General features: G+C 36.1%; 16 protein-coding genes and 1 other annotated feature. Of the genes, 2 read left to right on the top strand and 14 right to left on the bottom strand.

The annotated features are described in order from the left end of the window. The first annotated feature begins 126 nt into the window (after positions 1 to 126). Together KUA55_RS03990 and zwf are read left to right on the top strand one after the other, a co-directional pair. Entirely contained in the window at positions 127 to 774 is a 648-nt protein-coding gene (locus tag KUA55_RS03990; RefSeq protein ID WP_218324897.1) for a metal-dependent transcriptional regulator, read from the top strand. 13 nt (positions 775 to 787) lie between these two features. Then, positions 788 to 2,308 (top strand): glucose-6-phosphate dehydrogenase, encoded by a 1,521-nt coding sequence (gene zwf / locus KUA55_RS03985; protein ID WP_218324896.1) that lies wholly within the window; start codon positions 788 to 790, stop codon positions 2,306 to 2,308. A 77-nt stretch (positions 2,309 to 2,385) separates the two neighbouring features. On the opposite strand, the gene KUA55_RS03980 is transcribed toward zwf, so the two are convergent. From KUA55_RS03980 to mraY, 14 genes are all read right to left on the bottom strand, one after another. Further along, positions 2,386 to 3,294 (bottom strand): hypothetical protein, encoded by a 909-nt coding sequence (locus KUA55_RS03980; protein ID WP_218324895.1) that lies wholly within the window; start codon positions 3,292 to 3,294, stop codon positions 2,386 to 2,388. Positions 3,295 to 3,383: 89 nt separating this feature from the next. Beyond that, on the bottom strand, positions 3,384 to 3,920 hold the full coding sequence (locus KUA55_RS03975; protein WP_218324894.1) for a 5-bromo-4-chloroindolyl phosphate hydrolysis family protein: 537 nt from the start codon (positions 3,918 to 3,920) through the stop codon (positions 3,384 to 3,386). Between the two features lie 97 nt (positions 3,921 to 4,017). Beyond that, positions 4,018 to 6,807: an isoleucine--tRNA ligase gene (ileS, locus tag KUA55_RS03970; protein WP_218324893.1), complete on the bottom strand. Its 2,790-nt coding sequence runs from the start codon at positions 6,805 to 6,807 to the stop codon at positions 4,018 to 4,020. A gap of 45 nt (positions 6,808 to 6,852) precedes the next feature. Further along, positions 6,853 to 7,059, bottom strand: a binding site (T-box leader). Continuing rightward, positions 7,047 to 7,772, bottom strand: coding sequence for a DivIVA domain-containing protein (locus KUA55_RS03965; RefSeq protein WP_218324892.1), 726 nt, complete (start codon positions 7,770 to 7,772; stop codon positions 7,047 to 7,049). Its footprint overlaps the feature before it by 13 nt. Before the next feature lie 18 nt (positions 7,773 to 7,790). Further along, on the bottom strand, positions 7,791 to 8,573 hold the full coding sequence (locus tag KUA55_RS03960) for a YlmH family RNA-binding protein (protein WP_218324891.1): 783 nt from the start codon (positions 8,571 to 8,573) through the stop codon (positions 7,791 to 7,793). A gap of 14 nt (positions 8,574 to 8,587) precedes the next feature. Continuing rightward, the gene (locus tag KUA55_RS03955) at positions 8,588 to 8,857 is read right to left on the bottom strand and encodes a YggT family protein (RefSeq protein WP_343214708.1); all 270 of its coding nucleotides are present in this window, start codon (positions 8,855 to 8,857) and stop codon (positions 8,588 to 8,590) included. 20 nt (positions 8,858 to 8,877) lie between these two features. Beyond that, positions 8,878 to 9,501 carry a cell division protein SepF gene (locus KUA55_RS03950; RefSeq protein WP_218324889.1) on the bottom strand — a complete coding sequence of 208 codons (624 nt, stop codon included), beginning with the start codon at positions 9,499 to 9,501 and terminating at the stop codon, positions 8,878 to 8,880. Between the two features lie 3 nt (positions 9,502 to 9,504). Then, entirely contained in the window at positions 9,505 to 10,182 is a 678-nt protein-coding gene (locus tag KUA55_RS03945; protein ID WP_218324888.1) for a YggS family pyridoxal phosphate-dependent enzyme, read from the bottom strand. Between the two features lie 11 nt (positions 10,183 to 10,193). Then, complete coding sequence (ftsZ, locus tag KUA55_RS03940) at positions 10,194 to 11,426, bottom strand: cell division protein FtsZ (protein ID WP_218324887.1); 1,233 nt, start codon at positions 11,424 to 11,426, stop codon at positions 10,194 to 10,196. 20 nt (positions 11,427 to 11,446) lie between these two features. Continuing rightward, on the bottom strand, positions 11,447 to 12,781 hold the full coding sequence (ftsA, locus tag KUA55_RS03935) for a cell division protein FtsA (RefSeq protein ID WP_218324886.1): 1,335 nt from the start codon (positions 12,779 to 12,781) through the stop codon (positions 11,447 to 11,449). A gap of 154 nt (positions 12,782 to 12,935) precedes the next feature. Then, on the bottom strand, positions 12,936 to 14,135 hold the full coding sequence (locus tag KUA55_RS18635) for a cell division protein FtsQ/DivIB (RefSeq protein WP_343214703.1): 1,200 nt from the start codon (positions 14,133 to 14,135) through the stop codon (positions 12,936 to 12,938). Between the two features lie 3 nt (positions 14,136 to 14,138). Further along, positions 14,139 to 15,230: an undecaprenyldiphospho-muramoylpentapeptide beta-N-acetylglucosaminyltransferase gene (gene murG / locus KUA55_RS03925; protein ID WP_218324885.1), complete on the bottom strand. Its 1,092-nt coding sequence runs from the start codon at positions 15,228 to 15,230 to the stop codon at positions 14,139 to 14,141. 8 nt (positions 15,231 to 15,238) lie between these two features. Continuing rightward, complete coding sequence (murD, locus tag KUA55_RS03920) at positions 15,239 to 16,603, bottom strand: UDP-N-acetylmuramoyl-L-alanine--D-glutamate ligase (protein ID WP_218324884.1); 1,365 nt, start codon at positions 16,601 to 16,603, stop codon at positions 15,239 to 15,241. A 12-nt stretch (positions 16,604 to 16,615) separates the two neighbouring features. Next, positions 16,616 to 17,581, bottom strand: coding sequence for a phospho-N-acetylmuramoyl-pentapeptide-transferase (gene mraY, locus KUA55_RS03915; protein WP_218324883.1), 966 nt, complete (start codon positions 17,579 to 17,581; stop codon positions 16,616 to 16,618). Between the last annotated feature and the right edge of the window lie 14 nt (positions 17,582 to 17,595).

Genomic DNA, 17,595 nt, shown 5'->3' with positions numbered 1-17,595 from the left:
TTGATCGTAAAATATTTTAATCGACAAGTACCTTAATTACTATTTTAGTTCTGATTTTTGGAAATAAAACCCTTTTTTTGATAGAATTTATATGATATTCTAAAGGTTTGAAAGGATGACTAGCTTATGACACCCAATCGTGAAGATTATTTAAAATTAATATTAGAATTAGGCGGAGATGTTGAAAAAGTCAGCAACAAAAAAATTGTCGCTGGTTTAGCCATTTCTGGTGCTTCAGTTAGCGAGATGATTTCAAAACTGGTAAAAGAGGGATTAGTTGACCATTCCCCCTATCAAGGTGTACAACTAACAGAACTAGGTTTACAAAAGGCTAGCGCCTTAGTCCGCAAACATCGTCTTTGGGAAGTTTTTCTAGTGGACCATTTGTCTTTTTCATGGAATGAAGTGCATGATGACGCGGAAGTTTTAGAACATGTAACCTCTGAAATGTTAGAAGAAAAATTAGATAGTTACCTAAAATATCCAAAATTATGTCCCCATGGCGGCATGATTCCGAAACATGGCGAGGCAATCCATGAAAAAAAACGCGCAACTTTGATTGACTATCCAATCAATACAGAAATTGAAATTGCTCGGGTTTTAGATGAAAAAGAATTATTGGATTACTTGGTTTCATTAAATGTTAAAATCCATGACCGATATACCATTACGAATATCGCAGCTTACGAAGGACCAATCACACTAAAAAATCAAGATAGAGAAGTTGCCATTAGCTACAAAGCTGCTACAACTATCTTTGTCGACCAACTTTAAGGAGTGGAATTCTATGGAACAGACAGCACTATTTACTATTTTTGGGGGAACCGGTGATCTAGCTAAGAGAAAGTTATATCCTTCTTTGTTTCGTTTATTTAAAAAAGGTAGTTTAGATTATCGTTTTGCCGTGATTGGTACGGCTCGCAGAGAATGGACGGATGATTATTATAGAGAAGTTGTGAAAGAATCCATCCAAGAATTAAATCCTACCAGTGATGAAGCCTTTGCCTTTGCTAGTCATTTCTATTATTTATCGCATGATGTAAATGATGCTGCTCACTACAATGAATTGCGTGAACTATCTAATACATTAGATGAAAAATATAAATTAAAGGGCAATCGTTTATATTACCTAGCGATGTCACCTCAATTCTTTGGCACAATTGTTAGTCATTTAAAAGATCAATCGGTCTTAACAGACACTGGATTTAACCGTCTGGTAATTGAAAAACCTTTTGGCTCTGATTTAAAAACGGCAACTATTCTGAATGAACAAATTACAACTGCTTTTGCAGAAGAAGATATTTTCAGAATTGATCATTATTTGGGTAAAGAAATGGTGCAAAACATTGCAGTTATCCGTTTTGCCAATAATATTTTTGAATCTCTTTGGAATAATCGCTACATCGAAAATGTCCAAGTTACTTTTGCTGAGAGCTTAGGTGTAGAAGATCGTGGTGGTTATTATGAAAATAGTGGTGCTTTAAGAGATATGGTCCAAAACCATATTTTACAAGTGGTTGCCTTATTAGCAATGGAAGTCCCTACTTCTTTTTCTGATAAAAGCATTCGCCAAGAAAAAATTAAAGTTTTAGAAGCCATCAGACGATATGATAAGACAGAAGTTATGAAAAATTTCACTCGTGGTCAATATGCTGCTGGTTCTCTTGATGATAAAGAATTTATTGCTTACCGTGATGAACCAAATGTCGCATCAGACTCCAACGTAGAAACATTTGTCGCTGGAAAATTCTTAATTGATAATTTCCGTTGGTCAGGTGTTCCATTTTATATCAGAACGGGTAAACGAATGACTGAAAAAGGTACACGAATTAATATCGTCTTCAAACAAGTACCAGTTAATGTTTTTAACTTTAATAATGAGAGTGACAACAATGTCCAATTGGCTGAGCAAAATGTTTTAACAATTTACATTCAACCAACTGAAGGCTTCTCATTGATGTTAAACGGCAAACAAATCGGTCAAGGTTTTGCAACAGAACCCGTAAAACTAGATTTCCGTCAAAGCGAAGAAATCACAGTAAATAGTCCTGAAGCGTATGAAAAATTATTGTTAGACGCCTTACATGGTGATGGAACAAACTTTTCTCATTGGGATGAAGTTCGTAACTCTTGGGAGATTGTTGACCGCATTCGAGTAGCTTGGGAACATTTCATTCCAAGTTTCCCTAATTATACTGCAGGAACAATGGGACCAAATGAAGCTTTTGATTTGTTGAAAGCTGATGGTGCTCGCTGGATTTGGCGACCAGAACAATGGTACAAACAACGAAATAAATTAGATTATTAAAAAAAAAGATGAACTTCCCAAACCTGGGCAGTTCATCTTTTTTTGTTTCTTAATTCTATTGAAAAAAATACATATATCTATTCAGCAATATTAGACACATCAGTTGACTCATTGGCTATTTTACTAAAAACAAAATCTTCACTCAAAAATTTATAGTCGATCGCCAAGACCTTTTTAAATTCAGAAAAGGTACTATCAGGAGTCAGATCAAGTTTTACATCGTATCCTACGCTAGTCCTAATTTGAATACCTGTACCATCTGGGAATACAAAATAACGGTAAATATTTCCATATGAAGAATTTTCGTAATATTCACACTCAATAATATAACCAGTCATGATCCCATCAATCTTTTCTTGAGGATACACTTTCGTGAAATCTCGTCGATCACTTAACCATGATGAAAATGATTTTGTTATATTTCCTGAAATTTCAATTTGAGCAGAGCGAGAAAAGTCTCGTCCATCATAGAACTTTAAGTTGGCTACTTCCTTTGAATAAACGTAGTCCTCTTTTGATGGCAAAACAGCTTTGTCGCCTTCTGGATCTTCATTATCCCAGTCGCCTTTAATTTCAAGTTGATAACCACGGTTAAAAGTAAAACCATTTTCTTCTTCAGTAACTGCCAACGGTAAACTGTAGTCGATTTCTTCAGTCGCTTTTATACCTGCAATTTTTAGTGGCTTGATACTCTTTGATTCAAAAGAGGTGTCTGAACCAAGTAAAGGACTATCAATTTTTTTCAGTCCATAATACCCCAAGAAAATAACTAAGCAGACAATCCCAATTCCTATGGTTTTAAATTTATTACTAACTTTTTTTCTATTCTTCGTTGATTTTGCTTTTTTATTTGGTTTTAGTGCAGGCTTTATTTTTGGTTTTGACTCAGCTACCTTCTTTTTCGGTTTTAAAGAATTTTTGTCTCCGCCCTCAGCACGAACAAACAACTCATCGTATTCATCAAAAAATTTTTTCTTTTTCCCCATAAAATCTCCCTATCTACTCCTTGTTTTTTACTCTAATATCCATAACAATAGCTTGGTTAACTTCTGAAAATAATTAAACTTGTTGTCGGCTATTTCCCAATCACTTTTTTCGACAAAGCAATCTCTTCAGAATCTTCTTTTACAATCCTTTCATATTCATCGGTAATACTAGCTGAAATAAACGTCACTGTTTCCAAAATACTATCAACCGACTCTCGGATTTCTTTTGAATTCAGTTTTGTTCCCTCAATTTTATTTAAGCGAATACACGCATCTAGCATACTAGGTAATTTTTTATAAATAAAATCACCATATTTAGTTAACTCATTAGGTTCTGCCATTAATTCCTGAAAAATTTCTTTAGCAGATTTTATTCCAGCCTCCGAATTCTCAATCTTTTTTAAATCCTTATTTTTGTTTGTTGCCTCTTCAATCCCTAGAATTTGATTTTTCATTTCACCCATTGTTTTTTTGAATAATTCTAAATCTTTGTCTGATAATTGATGGGTCTCTTTGTATTTTTTTTGCCGATCATTAAATACTTTTTTAGTTTTATAACTACTATAAAATCGATTTCCTCCCCAAATAGCTAAACCGATAATTACTATTCCAACAATAAATCCCATATATTCCACTCCCATAATCTCTTTTCATCAAGATTATACCAATTATTTTTAACTAAATGCAAAAAAAGCCGAGAAAATTAATTCTCGACTAAAAATGTTAATTTTCAAAACCTTCAGCCACAGCTTCTGGATAATGTTTGTGAACAATTTCTGAACATGAGTGACATAATGTTGATAATTCAGAATCTTCACCAACTGTTGTTCTCACTTGACGGCAACGTTCGCAGACTTCACCATCTGCTTTTTCCACTAATACAGCTACATCATCAAATTTCATAGCATTTTCTGGTACTTCACCGTTAGCTACGCTGAAATAGTCTTCAGAAACAATCAATAACTGAGCAAGATCAGAATCAACAGCTTTTAACATAGCAGCAACTTGTTCATTTGGATAAATTGTTAATTTTGCTTCCATCGATTTACCAATTACTTTAACATTCCGTGCTTCTTCCAATGCCTTCAAGACTTTTTCTCGGAAATCCATAAAGGCTTGCCAAGTATCCATCAATTCTGTTTGATTAGGATATTCTTGGTAGCTTGGTAAATCAGTCAATTGTACATACTCTGCTTCTTCTTTCAAGAATGACCAAATTTCTTCGGCAGTATGAGGAATAATTGGTGTCAATAATTTAGTTACCGAATTCGCAATTTCATAAAAAACAGTTTGCATCGCCCGACGTTCATAATCATCCTCACCTTGGATGTACACTACATCTTTTGCAAAATCCAAGTAGAAAGAAGACAAATCTGTCGTTAAGAAATTCATCACTGTTTTATAAATGTGGATAAAGTGATATTTATCATATCCTTCTTCCCGAACACTTTTAATCACTTCATTCAAACGAACAATCATGTATTTATCAACTGAGCGTAATTCTTCGTAGCTAATACCACTTTTTCTAGGATCAAAATCAGTTGTATTGGCTAATAGGAAACGCATCGTATTACGAATTTTACGATAAACTTCAGATACTTGATTTAAAATATCCATTGATACTCGTACATCGGATTCGTAATCAACACTGCTTACCCACAAGCGTAAAATATCCGCACCCATTTGATTGATTACTTTTTCTGGTAAAATTGTATTGCCCAATGATTTAGACATTTTACGACCTTCACCATCTAAAGCAAAACCTTGTGACAAGACTGTTTTATAAGGTGCCACACTATTAATCGCAACACTTGTGGTAATACTTGAGTTAAACCAGCCACGGTATTGATCAGAACCTTCTAAATACATATCAGCTGGGAAGGTTAACTCAGGACGTTGGCGAAGTACAGCCTCATGGGAAGAACCCGAATCAAACCAAACATCCATGATATCTTTTTCTTTAGAAAATTCACCATTTGGAGAACTTGGATGAGTAAAGCCTTCAGGTAATAATTCTTTGGCTTCTTTTTCAAACCAGATTGTTGATCCATGTTTTTCAAATAATTGTGCTACATGTTCAATTGTTTCTGGCGTAATGATTGGCTCGCCATTCTCTGCATAAAAGATTGGTAACGGTACACCCCAAGCTCGTTGACGAGAGATTACCCAATCCCCACGGTCACGAACCATATTATATAGACGTGTTTTCCCCCAAGGAATAACCCAATTAACCTTTTCAACTTCATCTAATAAATTTTGGCGGAATTTATCAATTGAAGCAAACCACTGCGGTGTCGCCCGATAAATTACTGGTTTTTTAGTCCGCCAGTCATGAGGGTAACTATGAGTAAAGAATTCTAATTTGAGTAAAGCACCTTTTTCAGCTAATAAATCAGTGATCATCTTATTAGCTTTATCATAAAAGATTCCTTCAAATCCAGGCGCTTCATCAGTAAATACCCCACGATCATCAACTGGTGATAATACATCAAGGTCATATTTACGAGCAGCAAAATAGTCATCTTCACCATGACCTGGTGCCGTATGAACCAATCCGGTCCCCGCATCTAAAGTTACATGATCCCCTAAAATAACTAAGGAGTCACGATCATAAAATGGATGCTGAGCTTTCATATATTCTAATTCTGAACCTTTTAATTCTTTTACAACTTCTGGATTTTCCCATTCAAGTTCGGTGCCAACAGTTTCTAATAAATCTTTGGCTACAACAAATTTTTTCCCTTCAACTGCTACTTCTACATAAGTATATTCAGGATTTACAGCAATTGCCAAATTAGCAGGCAATGTCCAAGGTGTAGTAGTCCAAATAATAAAGTTAGCATCATCATCTAATAAACCTTTGCTGTCTTTTACTTTAAAAGCAACATAAATCGAAGGAGATTTTACATCCTTATATTCGATTTCCGCTTCAGCTAAAGAAGATTCACTTGATGGAGACCAATAGATTGGTTTTAATCCTTTGTAAATATAGCCTTTTTCGGCCATTTTTCCAAAAACGCGAATTTCCGCTGCTTCAAAATCCGGTGACAATGTTAAGTATGGGTGATCCCAATCACCAGCCACGCCTAACCGTTTAAAGTCGGTTCGTTGTTTATCAACTTGAGATAATGCATATTCACGACATTTTTCTAAGTATTCACTCATCGACATTTCTTTACGTTTAATGCCTTTATTTGTTAAAACTTGCTCGATTGGTAAACCATGAGTATCCCAACCAGGAACATAAGGTGCTCTAAAGCCTGACATCGATTTTGAACGAATAATAATATCTTTACTAATTTTATTTAATGCATGACCAATATGAATATTGCCATTGGCATATGGCGGGCCATCATGTAAGACAAAAGTTGGTTTACCTTCATTTAATGCTTGACGTTCTTCATATACTTTATCTTCTTCCCAATCTTTTTGCCATTGGCCTTCGCGATTTGGTAAATTACCACGCATGGGAAAAGCAGTTTTTCCTAATTGTAAGGTTTCTTTCATTTTCACTAGTCATCGTCTCCTTAAAAGAATATAAAAAAAGACCAGTTCATCGCAAGGGACGAACTGGTCGTGGTACCACCCAAATTTGAAATCACAATGATTTCCTTAAACATCGCTAACGAGATGAACCGTTGACAGTTACTTATTTCTCTGTCAATTTAACCAGAGGATCTTTCAAAACATAGGGTCTATCACACTCTCACTATCTGTGACTCGCTAAAAGAATATTGTTTTGCTTTTCTATTCTAGTAATCTTCTTCGTCTGAAATTAATTGTGGAATATCAATGGTTAAACCTAAGTCATCTTCTTCATGATATTCAACTTCTGGCATATCATAAACTTCTGGCTCTGAGTTTAACGTAAACTCTTCTGTACTGTCAAGTGCTTCATCATTCACAATTGCTTTTAAAACATCGTGACTATCATCGACATAAGCCGCCATTGGTTTTAAAATTTCATCCCAATCACCACTTTTGGCTTGATCCAATTGTGTTTCCAATAATAATAATAGTTGCTGATGGAAAGTTCGTGTGCTTTTTTTCAAATCATTTGTTTCAGCAGCCAATTGTCTTGCTTGATTGGTTGCATCAGATAAAATTTCTTTGGCTTTTTCTTCTGCTGTAGTTGTCAATAGATGTGCTTTTTTCTCAGCATTAGCTAACAACTCATCTGAACGGTTTTGAGCTGAAGTAATCATTACTTCAGATTCTTTACTAGCAGATGATTTTACTTTATCAGCAGTATCTTGTGCCACAACAATACTTTGATTCAACGCTTCTTTTAGTTCGTTAAAGTATTCTAGTTTTTCTTCAGCATGTTTTAATGCCTTTTCCAATTCACGATTTTTGTTGATACTTTCTTCATAGTCGCGAACCACCATGTCTAAGAAATCATCTACTTCATCTTGGTTATATCCACGCATTTTAGTAGAAAAACTCTTATTTTGAATATCTAATGGTGTTAATGCCATCTGTTTCACCTCATCAGTTTATTTTCGTAAGACACCTAAGCGCAAACGGATTTTTTCTTTTTTAGTTTTACCTTCCAGTCCTTGAATTTGAATACGTCCAAAGCCACGAACTGAAATAACATCCAACAAGTCTAATACATAATCTGGTCGTTCATTCACCGTCCAGTTTACTTTTACTTTACCACTTTCAACTAATTGCTTAGAACGTTGTCGAGAAATATTATAAACAGTTGAGATGATTGTATCAAGTCTTAAAGACGAAGTTGTATCAGTTTCTTCTGTCCAACTATCTTTTGGTAAGATAATATCTGTGTACGGGCGTTCTTCCAAGTGAACAGTCACTTTACCAATTTTAGTAACTTGGGTTTCGACATAATTAGCTGTTTCTTTTGATAAGAAAACTTGCCAACGCTCACCATCGGAAATGATATCACCAAAATAATCACGTTTAATACCGCTACTCATTAAAGTCCCCAAAATCTTGCCATGAGATAATTGGGTAAATTTCACTGGATATTTTACTTCTACCATCATTATTTCAAAATCATCTATTGTTGGTTCATAATATTCAGGGTAAATCATGGCTCTTAAACGTTCTGCCGTTTCATAGCCACCATAAAATGAATATTTTAATTCACTATTTTCTTTAATTAAAGTTTCTAAAATATATGTTTGTCGCGGATCTAAAAAACTGGTTAAGTATGGCGCATATTGGCTTTCTACTTGTTCCAACCAATCACCAACTTCATCAATAAATGGGCGTTCTTCTGGCCTAAAATGTTGATACACATTTGTATTCACTGCCATTCACTCCCTTAATAAAACAATAATTGATTAGCAATTCGAACGATAATTCTAACGGCAAAGTTTAATACAATAACTGCCGCCATAATTGAAAAATCGATTCCTCCAAATTGTAAAGGTAACCTTCTAAATAAATTTAAAAACGGTTCACAAATCCTTGATAAAAATCGTCCTAGCCCAGTGTTGTATGCTCCGGGGAACCAAGACATTAATGCATATACTACTAATAATATGGTATAAACTTCTACCAAACGAATCAATATAGTTAGTAGAAAAATTATCATTATTTAAAACTCCTCTACTACATTTCTAAACCGAAAATATCATCATTTGCGATTGAACTCAACGATGAGTTTTCGATTTCAACATTTTGTGGTGTACATAAAAACATTTCATTACCCACACGCTTAATATCACCATCAATCATGAAAACAGCGCCTGTTAAGAAATCAACCACTCGGCGTGCTCTTGCTTCATCCAAAGATTGGAAATTAATCAAGACCGTTTCTCCTCCACTAATTCTTTTAGCAATCGTGATTGCTTCAGAATATGCTCGAGGCTCAACGACAGAGATTCTATTTTTTGGATTACTTTCTTCACGGCGTCTGATTGCCGCAGTCTGATTAGTTGTTGGCATCGCAACAACTTTTTCAACAGGTCGTTGAACAGCTGCTGGACGATTGATTCTTGATTGATTATTTCTTGTTTGGTTAGTTGCTGATGAAATTCTTTCTTTATTTGCCATAGCCTGTTCGACTGGTTTAGTTGGTTCCACCCGTCTATTCTCAACTGGTTGAGGCGTTTCATTAACGACTGGTTTTTGATTCATAACTGGAGCTTGAGGTTGATTGACTGGTTCATCATAAAGTTCTTCATCATCTGATAGACCAAAAAAGTCAGTAATTCTCGCTAAACTAAGTGCCATCGACTAATCCTTTCTAAACAAGGCCGTTCCAATTCGGACAAAAGTTGTCCCTGATTCAATTGCAATTTGGAAATCTTGGCTCATCCCCATACTTAATTCATGACAAGGTGCATAAGGGATTTCTTGTTGTTCAATTTTTTCTTGTAATTTTTTTAATTTGCTAAATATTTCGCGAACTTCAATTTCGCTTGATTCTAGTGGAGCCATGGTCATTAACCCAACTACTTCAATTTTCTCATAGTTAGCTAATAATGCAACAAATTCGACCAAATTTTCTGCTTTAATTCCATATTTTGATTCTTCACCAGAAATATTTATTTCTATGAAACATTTTACTACTTTCTCTGCACGTTTATTTATTTCTGCTGCTAGTTTTTCATTCTCTAAAGCGTGAAAGTAATCAATCTCATTAATTATATTTTTTACTTTACGTCTTTGAAGATTGCCGATTAGGTGCCATTTTATATTTGCGTTATCTCCTAACGCAGCTTTTTTCTCTAATAGTTTATCTACACGATTTTCAGCTAAATCATATACACCTAAATCTACTAATTCAGCTGCTTCTTCAGAGCCTACGCTCTTTGTCACTGCCACCAACTTGACTTCTTCTGGCGAACGAGAAACAAGAGCACACGACTCACGAATTTCTTGCTTTATCTTTTGCAAGTTTTCAGCGATCATGCGCCCTCCCCCTATTTTCTACGGCGAAAGAACGGTGGTGTGTCTAATTCTTCGTCTTTTTCTGGTTTTGCTTCTTCACGATTAAATGTTTCAAACTCTTTCTTTTCAACATTATCGAATTGTGAATCTGCAACATTTTGCCGAATATTCGTTTCATCTTTTCGGATATCCCATTCACCGAAAGCTGATTGGTTATCGGAAGCACGATCTAAGTCATTTTTTTGTTGTGATGTAGCTTGAACTTGACTAGGTCGTTGGTTACTACGACTAGTCTTACGTTCTTTTTTTGTTGGATCAATGCCTGTTGCAATCACAGTTACTCGGATTTCATCGCCCATATCTTCATTGATTGATGTACCTAAAATAATATTTACATCGCCAGTAGCAGCACTTGTCACAATATCAGAAGCATCTTGCGCTTCAAATAACGTCATGTCCAAACCACCAGTGATATTCAATAGTACTTGTTCGGCTCCATCAATTGATGTTTCCAACAATGGAGAAGAAATAGCACGTTTTGTCGCTTCAATGACTCTTTCTTCACCAGAAGCAACACCGATACCCATTAATGCAGTTCCTTGATTTTCCATGATTGTTTTCACATCTGCAAAATCCAAGTTAACATAACCAGGAGCTGTGATTAGATCAGAAATCCCTTGCACTCCTTGGCGTAAAACATTATCTGCTTCACGGAAAGCTTCCAACATTGGAGTTTTCTTATCTACAACTTCTAGTAAGCGATTGTTTGAAATGATTAATAATGTGTCAACATGTTCTTTTAAGGCAGCAATTCCTTCTGCTGCAAAACGACCGCGTTTTGGTCCTTCAAAACTAAATGGACGAGTGACTACACCGACTGTTAGTGCGCCAAGTTCACGAGCAATTCTCGCAACGATTGGTGCCGCTCCAGTACCTGTTCCACCACCCATACCAGCGGTGATGAAGACCATATCAGAGCCTTCTAAAGCATCAGAAATTAATTGTTCACTTTCTTCTGCAGCTTTTTGTCCTACTTCTGGTTGAGAACCTGCACCCAATCCACGAGTGTATTTAGGGCCTAATTGAATAACTGTTTCAGCTTTAGAGTTTCTTAAAGCTTGAACATCAGTGTTTGCCGCGATGAATTCAACGCCTTTGACGTTTTCTTCGATCATACGGTTGATGGCATTGCCACCGCCGCCGCCGACACCGATAACTTTAATAACTGCGCCTTCGTTAATATTGTTATCTAAAGAGAATTCCATTTTATTATTCCTCCTACGAATTAATCAAAGATATTTGAGAAGAAATCTTTGATCTTCCCGGTCACTTTTTCATCGTTTTTCTTTTTGGGTTGTTTTGGTTCTTCTGGGTACTCATCAGCTACTTCATAATCATCGTAAACCGGTGCTTGAGCAGCAACAGTAGTTACTTGCTGAGGTGCTACATTTACTCTTTCACCTGTCACAGCTAGTTTTGCTAAATGATAAACATCATTTAACTCAGCCGAATAATTTACAATGCTAATTACATTTGTAAAGACTGGATTTCTTAAGCCCATTTGATTAGGTACATGTAATTTTACACTTGTACCAAAAATATCTTCAGCCAAATCGACAATGCCAGGAAGACTAGCAGCGCCACCAGTTAGAATAATTCCTCCAGGTAACTCTAATGCTTCAATCTCATCTAATGCATCTTTAGCTTTGCGGAAAATTTGTTCCACTCGTGCTTCGATTACTTCAGATAAGTAACGTTCATCAACTTTGATCGGTTCTGTTTTGCCAATCACATCAACTGGAAATTCTTCGTCTTCAGATGTGCGACCTGGGTAAGCATCACCATAATTAATTTTTAATGCTTCGGCATTATTAAAGGATGTATTTAAAACAATAGAAACATCCTTAGTGACAAATTCGCCACCTTCTTGATCAACATGGGTATATTTAAGTTGTTTGTCATGCATGACAGCAGTTGTTGTTTGACCGCCGCCCATGTCGATAACAATTGTACCAAAATCTTTTTCACCATCAGATAAAATAGATTCTGTTAAAGCTAGTGCAGTGATAACCGTTTCAGCAACAATTAAACCAGCTTTTTCGACACATTTTTTTATATTATGAATAATCGTTTTTGGTCCAGTGAAAACTAAACCAAACATTTCCAGACGTACACCAATCATCCCTCGAGGATCTTTGATGCCTTCAAAACCATCTACTGTGAATTCTTGCGGTAACAATGCAACAATCTGTCTTTCCGGTGGAATTGAACGAACCATCGCAGCTGACGCAACATTTCTAACATCTTCATCTGAGATTTCTTTAGATTCATTATTAACAGCAATCATCCCTTGGCAAGGTTCTACTTCCAAAAGATTGGCAGGTAATCCTACACTTACACTTTTAATTTGAATCCCGGCTTTTTCCTCGGCCTGTTTTACTGCTCGTTGGATTGCGCGGACTGTTTTATCAATATCCACAATGATTCCACGACTAATTCCCTCTGATTTTGCATTTCCTACACCAATGATATTCATTTGGCTGTCGATGTATTCGGCAACAACAACTTTGACAGATGTCGTCCCGATATCAAGGCCTACATACATTCCTGCTTTTGCCATGAATGGGATTCCCTCCTATTTAATTTTTTCATCTATTAATTTCGAGTATTTATTTAGACAAACTACGCCTAATTTGAAAATATATTCACTGCCACCAATTTTAACATACTTTTAGAGGAATGAAAAAGAAGATTCCACCATTTTGATGAAATTTTTATTCATTTTCCATTGAATTTGCAGATTCAGTCGTTGTTGTTCCAGTTGGATTTTCATCTGAGGACTCTGATGGCGCATAAGCGTAAACCCCAGCTTCCATATCAACAATTCCTGTAATACCTGCTTCAGCCATATCTGAGGCAATTTGAGGATAGTATTGCATCCGATTTTGCATCTGAGGAATATTTACCATGACTTTATTGCCGTCATTCATGTAAATTTCTAACAATTGACTATTGTTTTTTTTTGGTGCGTAATCAATTTGCGATATTCCTGTTCGAACCTCAGCGTTTAATTCATCGTATTGTTTTAACACTTTTAATATTCTTTTGGAACTTTTAAAGTTTTTCAAAATAGGGAGGGTATCTGCTGCCCTTGCATTAGCATCATCGATAATTTTTCCATTGCTGATGATTGGAAAATACTGACTGTCTCTTTCTAAGTAAGCAACCTCTTCAAATTCTTTTACTTGAACCTTAAAATGATTGACACCATTAAAAGAAACGCTCGCACTTTGTACTCGCTCTTCGTTGTTTTTTAACCGTTTTATGTATTGATCTCGATTAAAAAACTGGTTCCACAAATTTTGACCGACTGAAAAATTCATGTCGCTTAAGACTTTCTCAGACGGAATGTGTTCATTTCCTGTCACACTAATCCCTGAAAGTGAACTCAGTGGTGAAATATAATATAATAAAAAGAGAGTTGGTATCATAAAAATCGTGATCAATAGAGTAGAACGACGATATAATCTAGACTGTCGCATTTGTTTAAGATTAGGTAAACGATCTAGAAATGAACCATTAGCTGGACCTTTTTCAAGGATTTCTTCTTCGACATCTTGATCATTATCAGATTCTTGTTCTTCGTCTACTATTTCTGTATCAGTGGCCTCTGGTTCATCATCGGTTGAAGTTGTTGTATCATCAGCCGCTTCTAAATCTTTAGAATCCTCTTCTGTTTCTGTTGTTGCCTCATCCTCTTCTGTATTTTCCTCTTCTTTAATAGCATAAGGATCTACGAAAGGAACGCCATCTTCTATCGCTTTTTGTTTTAGATATTCTAAATTGGCTTGTTGCCAAGGAGTCAGAGGTGGATATTGGGGTGTCTTAATTTCTTCTTCCACAGATTCCTCAGGGTTCACTTCTTCAGTAGAATTTTCTTGTTCATTTTTTTTCTTTCGACTGATGATACTCACCTCCTATCTTACGATTTCATTTACCAAACGCCATAGTCTTTCGGCTGCATCGGGAATACCTTCTTTTCGAGAGGCAGCTGCCATATTTTTCTTAATTTCTGGATTGTCCATGATTTCATCAATTGATGTTAATAAACTGGCGCCAGTTAACTCAGAATCTGTGATCATTTTCACTGCGCCCACGTTCACTAAACTTTGTGCATTCTTTGTTTGATGATCGTTTGTAACATAAGGACTTGGAATTAAAATTGCTGGCAATCCCAAAGCTGTAAACTCAGCAATTGATGTCGCACCTGCTCTTCCCACTAACAAATCGACATTCGCCATCACATCTGTCATGTTCTTAATATAAGGTTGTAAAGAAACATTCTTGTTTAAAGTTTTAAGATCAAATTTTTCACTTAATTCTTCGAAATATCGGTCACCTGATGCATACAATACTTGATAATTTTTCGTAGCGAATTGCGGTAAAGCACTAATCATTGCTTGATTAATTTTAAGGGCGCCTTGACTACCTCCAAATACTAATACCGTCGGTTGGTCACTAATTAAACCATACTGTGACAAAGCCTCTGACTTTCCACTAGTTGCAACTTCTTGAGCGCGGGGATTTCCCACTAAGACTGTTTTATCTTTTGGGAAGTACTGGGCTGCGTCGGGAAAACTAATCCCAATTTTATCAGCAAAACGACTCAAAAATTTGTTTGTCATCCCAGGTACACTATTTTGTTCATGCACAATTGTTGGAATTTTCATCCTCGCTGCAGCATAAACAACTGAGCCTGAAACGTATCCGCCAGTGCCGATTACTACGTCCGGTCGGAAATCGCGAATGATCTCCTTCGATCGTTTGATACTTTCAATAAACAAACGGATCGTCTTAAAATTCTCCTTCGATAAGCTACGCTTGAATCCCTGAATTTTAATTGTTTTAAAGGAAATCCCTGTCTCAGGGACTATTTTATTTTCCAATCCTTGATGCGTACCGACATATAAAAATTCAGAATTCGGTTGGATCTTTTGAACGTATCTGATAAAGGCCAGGGCCGGATAAATATGACCACCAGTTCCTCCGCCAGTAACAAGTATTCTCATATATTTCCCTACTTTTCTAACTGTTTGACAGCCTGCATAAATTTATCGCCACGAATTTCAAAACTTGAGTATTGGTCCCAACTAGCATTTGCTGGTGACAATAAAATATTATCATCTTCCGAACTTTCAGCAAAAGCAAGTGGAACTGCAGTCTCAACATTATCCGTCAAAATAATTGTCTTAACATTTGCTTTTTTAGCTGCTTCAGCTATTTTGTCTTTGGTTTCGCCAAATAATACAACTGCTTTTAAATTGCTTAATGCTGGAACTAATTCATCAAAGCTATTACCGCGATCTAGCCCACCAGCAAGTAAAACAACTTTTTGATTTTCAAAACCACTTAATGCCATCTCTGTCGCTAAAATATTGGTTGCTTTCGAATCATTATAAAATTTTCTACCAGCAATATTCCCAACAAACTGCGTGCGGTGAGGAACGCCATTAAAATGACTTAAGGCTTGCTGGATGCTGACTGTTGATACACCTTTTATTTTTGCCACTGCTATTGCAGCCAAAGCATTTTCAATATTGTGTAGGCCCGGTACACCTAATTCATCAGCCGACATAATTTCTTCATCTAAAAAGAATAGTTTACCATCCTCAAAATAAGCGCCATTTTCTAGTTTTTCTTCAACGGAAAAAGGAATAACCGATGCTTGGGTAGTTGAAGCCAACTGGCGTAACTCTTCAGTATGCCAGTTAATGACTAGATAGTCCTCACTGCCCATATTCTGTTGAATTTTCCATTTTGCTTCAACGTACTCTTCACGAGTACCGTGATAATCCAAATGAGCTTCATAGATATTTGTAATCACAGCAATGTGCGGTTTAAACTCTTGGGTCCCCATTAATTGGAAACTAGATAATTCCACTACCATATCATCGTTTGCAACTACTTTTTGGGCTACCTCACTTGCCGGAAAACCAATATTCCCTGCCAGATAAGCTTTACCTTTATTTCGATCTTGATTTAACAATAGACCAATCATAGTAGTAGTTGTTGTCTTACCATTTGTACCAGTAACGCCAATAATTGGAGCCTCCGAAATTTGATAAGCTAATTCAACTTCAGTCACAATCGGAATATTCAAACTCTGGGCTTTTTCAACTAACGGATTACTATAAGGTATCCCTGGATTTTTGACCATCAACGCAAAATCTTCATCCAACAGTTCAATTGGGTGGCTACCTGTAATTACTCGAATGCCATTTTCCAATAATTCTTGCGCAGCCGGATTACTTTCAAATGGCTTACCATCATTTACAGTAACAAGCGCGCCCAAGTGATGTAACAACTTGGCCGCACTAAGTCCACTTTTAGCTAATCCTAAAACCAATACTTTTTGATTTTGATAGTTGGTAATTTCTTTCATGCTAATCCTCTCCTACAATACGATTGCTAATACGATAGCGGCAGCAATGAATTGGATAATCCAAAAAATAGTATCAATTTTCCATTCTGACCAACCACTCATCTCAAAATGATGGTGCAAAGGGGACATTTTAAATATTCGTTTCCCGGTTAATTTAAAAGAGGTCACTTGTAACATTACACTAGCCGTCTCAAAAACATAGATGATTCCTACGAATAAGAGTGTCCATTCTTGATGGAGCATAATGGAAATTGCCGCTAATAACCCACCTAAAGCTAGTGAACCAACATCTCCCATAAAGATTTTTGCTGGTTTTTTATTATAAGGAAAGAAACCAACCAATCCACCAATCACACTTAAACACATCACTAATACTTCATACTGCTGTTGCTTCCATGCAATTAATGCATACGTAGCAAAGGAAATAGTTCCTAGACCTGAAACAAGCCCATCGATACCGTCAGTTAAATTCACAGCATTAGAAAAACCTACTAGCCAAATAATGACAAACAAGCCATAGAATAAACTTAATGGAACTTGTATCCCAAATAAGTTTAATACATTAGGATAGCCTTCCATCAAATATACGATGTAAAAAACTAATGCACCAACAACTTGACCAATAAATTTTTGACGAGATGTTAATCCTTCATTTTGTTTTCTAACTAATTTAAGATAATCATCTAAAAATCCAATGATTCCATAGACTAACAAAACAAACAACAGAATGAAGAGATTGGCTGAAGAAAACATCCCCTGCCAAATCCCCACCCACACGCCAGTAATGACTGCAGCTGTCAGAAATCCTAAACCACCCATTGTAGGTGTACCAGCTTTAGTATTGTGCCATTTAGGGCCTTCTTCACGGATTTCTTGACCTTGTTTTTTCATTCTAAAATATCCAATCAACAAGGGCATCCATGCGACAGTAATCGCAAAACTACTGACAAAAACTATAAACAAACGTGGGGCATCCATTCTTTTCTCTCCCG

The sequence above is a fragment of the Enterococcus alishanensis genome (assembly GCF_019218635.1).
GTDB lineage: Bacteria > Bacillota > Bacilli > Lactobacillales > Enterococcaceae > Enterococcus_A > Enterococcus_A alishanensis.
This window is presented reverse-complemented; position numbering and strand designations above follow the sequence as displayed.

What these genes read in the sequence shown, in the direction of transcription:
- KUA55_RS03990 (WP_218324897.1), top strand. Translation starts at nt 127, where the DNA reads ATGACACCCAATCGTGAAGATTATTTAAAATTAATATTAGAATTAGGC.
- zwf (WP_218324896.1), top strand. Translation starts at nt 788, where the DNA reads ATGGAACAGACAGCACTATTTACTATTTTTGGGGGAACCGGTGATCTA.
- KUA55_RS03980 (WP_218324895.1), bottom strand. Translation starts at nt 3,294, where the DNA reads ATGGGGAAAAAGAAAAAATTTTTTGATGAATACGATGAGTTGTTTGTT.
- KUA55_RS03975 (WP_218324894.1), bottom strand. Translation starts at nt 3,920, where the DNA reads ATGGGATTTATTGTTGGAATAGTAATTATCGGTTTAGCTATTTGGGGA.
- KUA55_RS03965 (WP_218324892.1), bottom strand. Translation starts at nt 7,772, where the DNA reads ATGGCATTAACACCATTAGATATTCAAAATAAGAGTTTTTCTACTAAA.
- KUA55_RS03950 (WP_218324889.1), bottom strand. Translation starts at nt 9,501, where the DNA reads ATGGCACTTAGTTTAGCGAGAATTACTGACTTTTTTGGTCTATCAGAT.
- KUA55_RS03945 (WP_218324888.1), bottom strand. Translation starts at nt 10,182, where the DNA reads ATGATCGCTGAAAACTTGCAAAAGATAAAGCAAGAAATTCGTGAGTCG.
- ftsZ (WP_218324887.1), bottom strand. Translation starts at nt 11,426, where the DNA reads ATGGAATTCTCTTTAGATAACAATATTAACGAAGGCGCAGTTATTAAA.
- ftsA (WP_218324886.1), bottom strand. Translation starts at nt 12,781, where the DNA reads ATGGCAAAAGCAGGAATGTATGTAGGCCTTGATATCGGGACGACATCT.
- murG (WP_218324885.1), bottom strand. Translation starts at nt 15,230, where the DNA reads ATGAGAATACTTGTTACTGGCGGAGGAACTGGTGGTCATATTTATCCG.
- murD (WP_218324884.1), bottom strand. Translation starts at nt 16,603, where the DNA reads ATGAAAGAAATTACCAACTATCAAAATCAAAAAGTATTGGTTTTAGGA.
- mraY (WP_218324883.1), bottom strand. Translation starts at nt 17,581, where the DNA reads ATGGATGCCCCACGTTTGTTTATAGTTTTTGTCAGTAGTTTTGCGATT.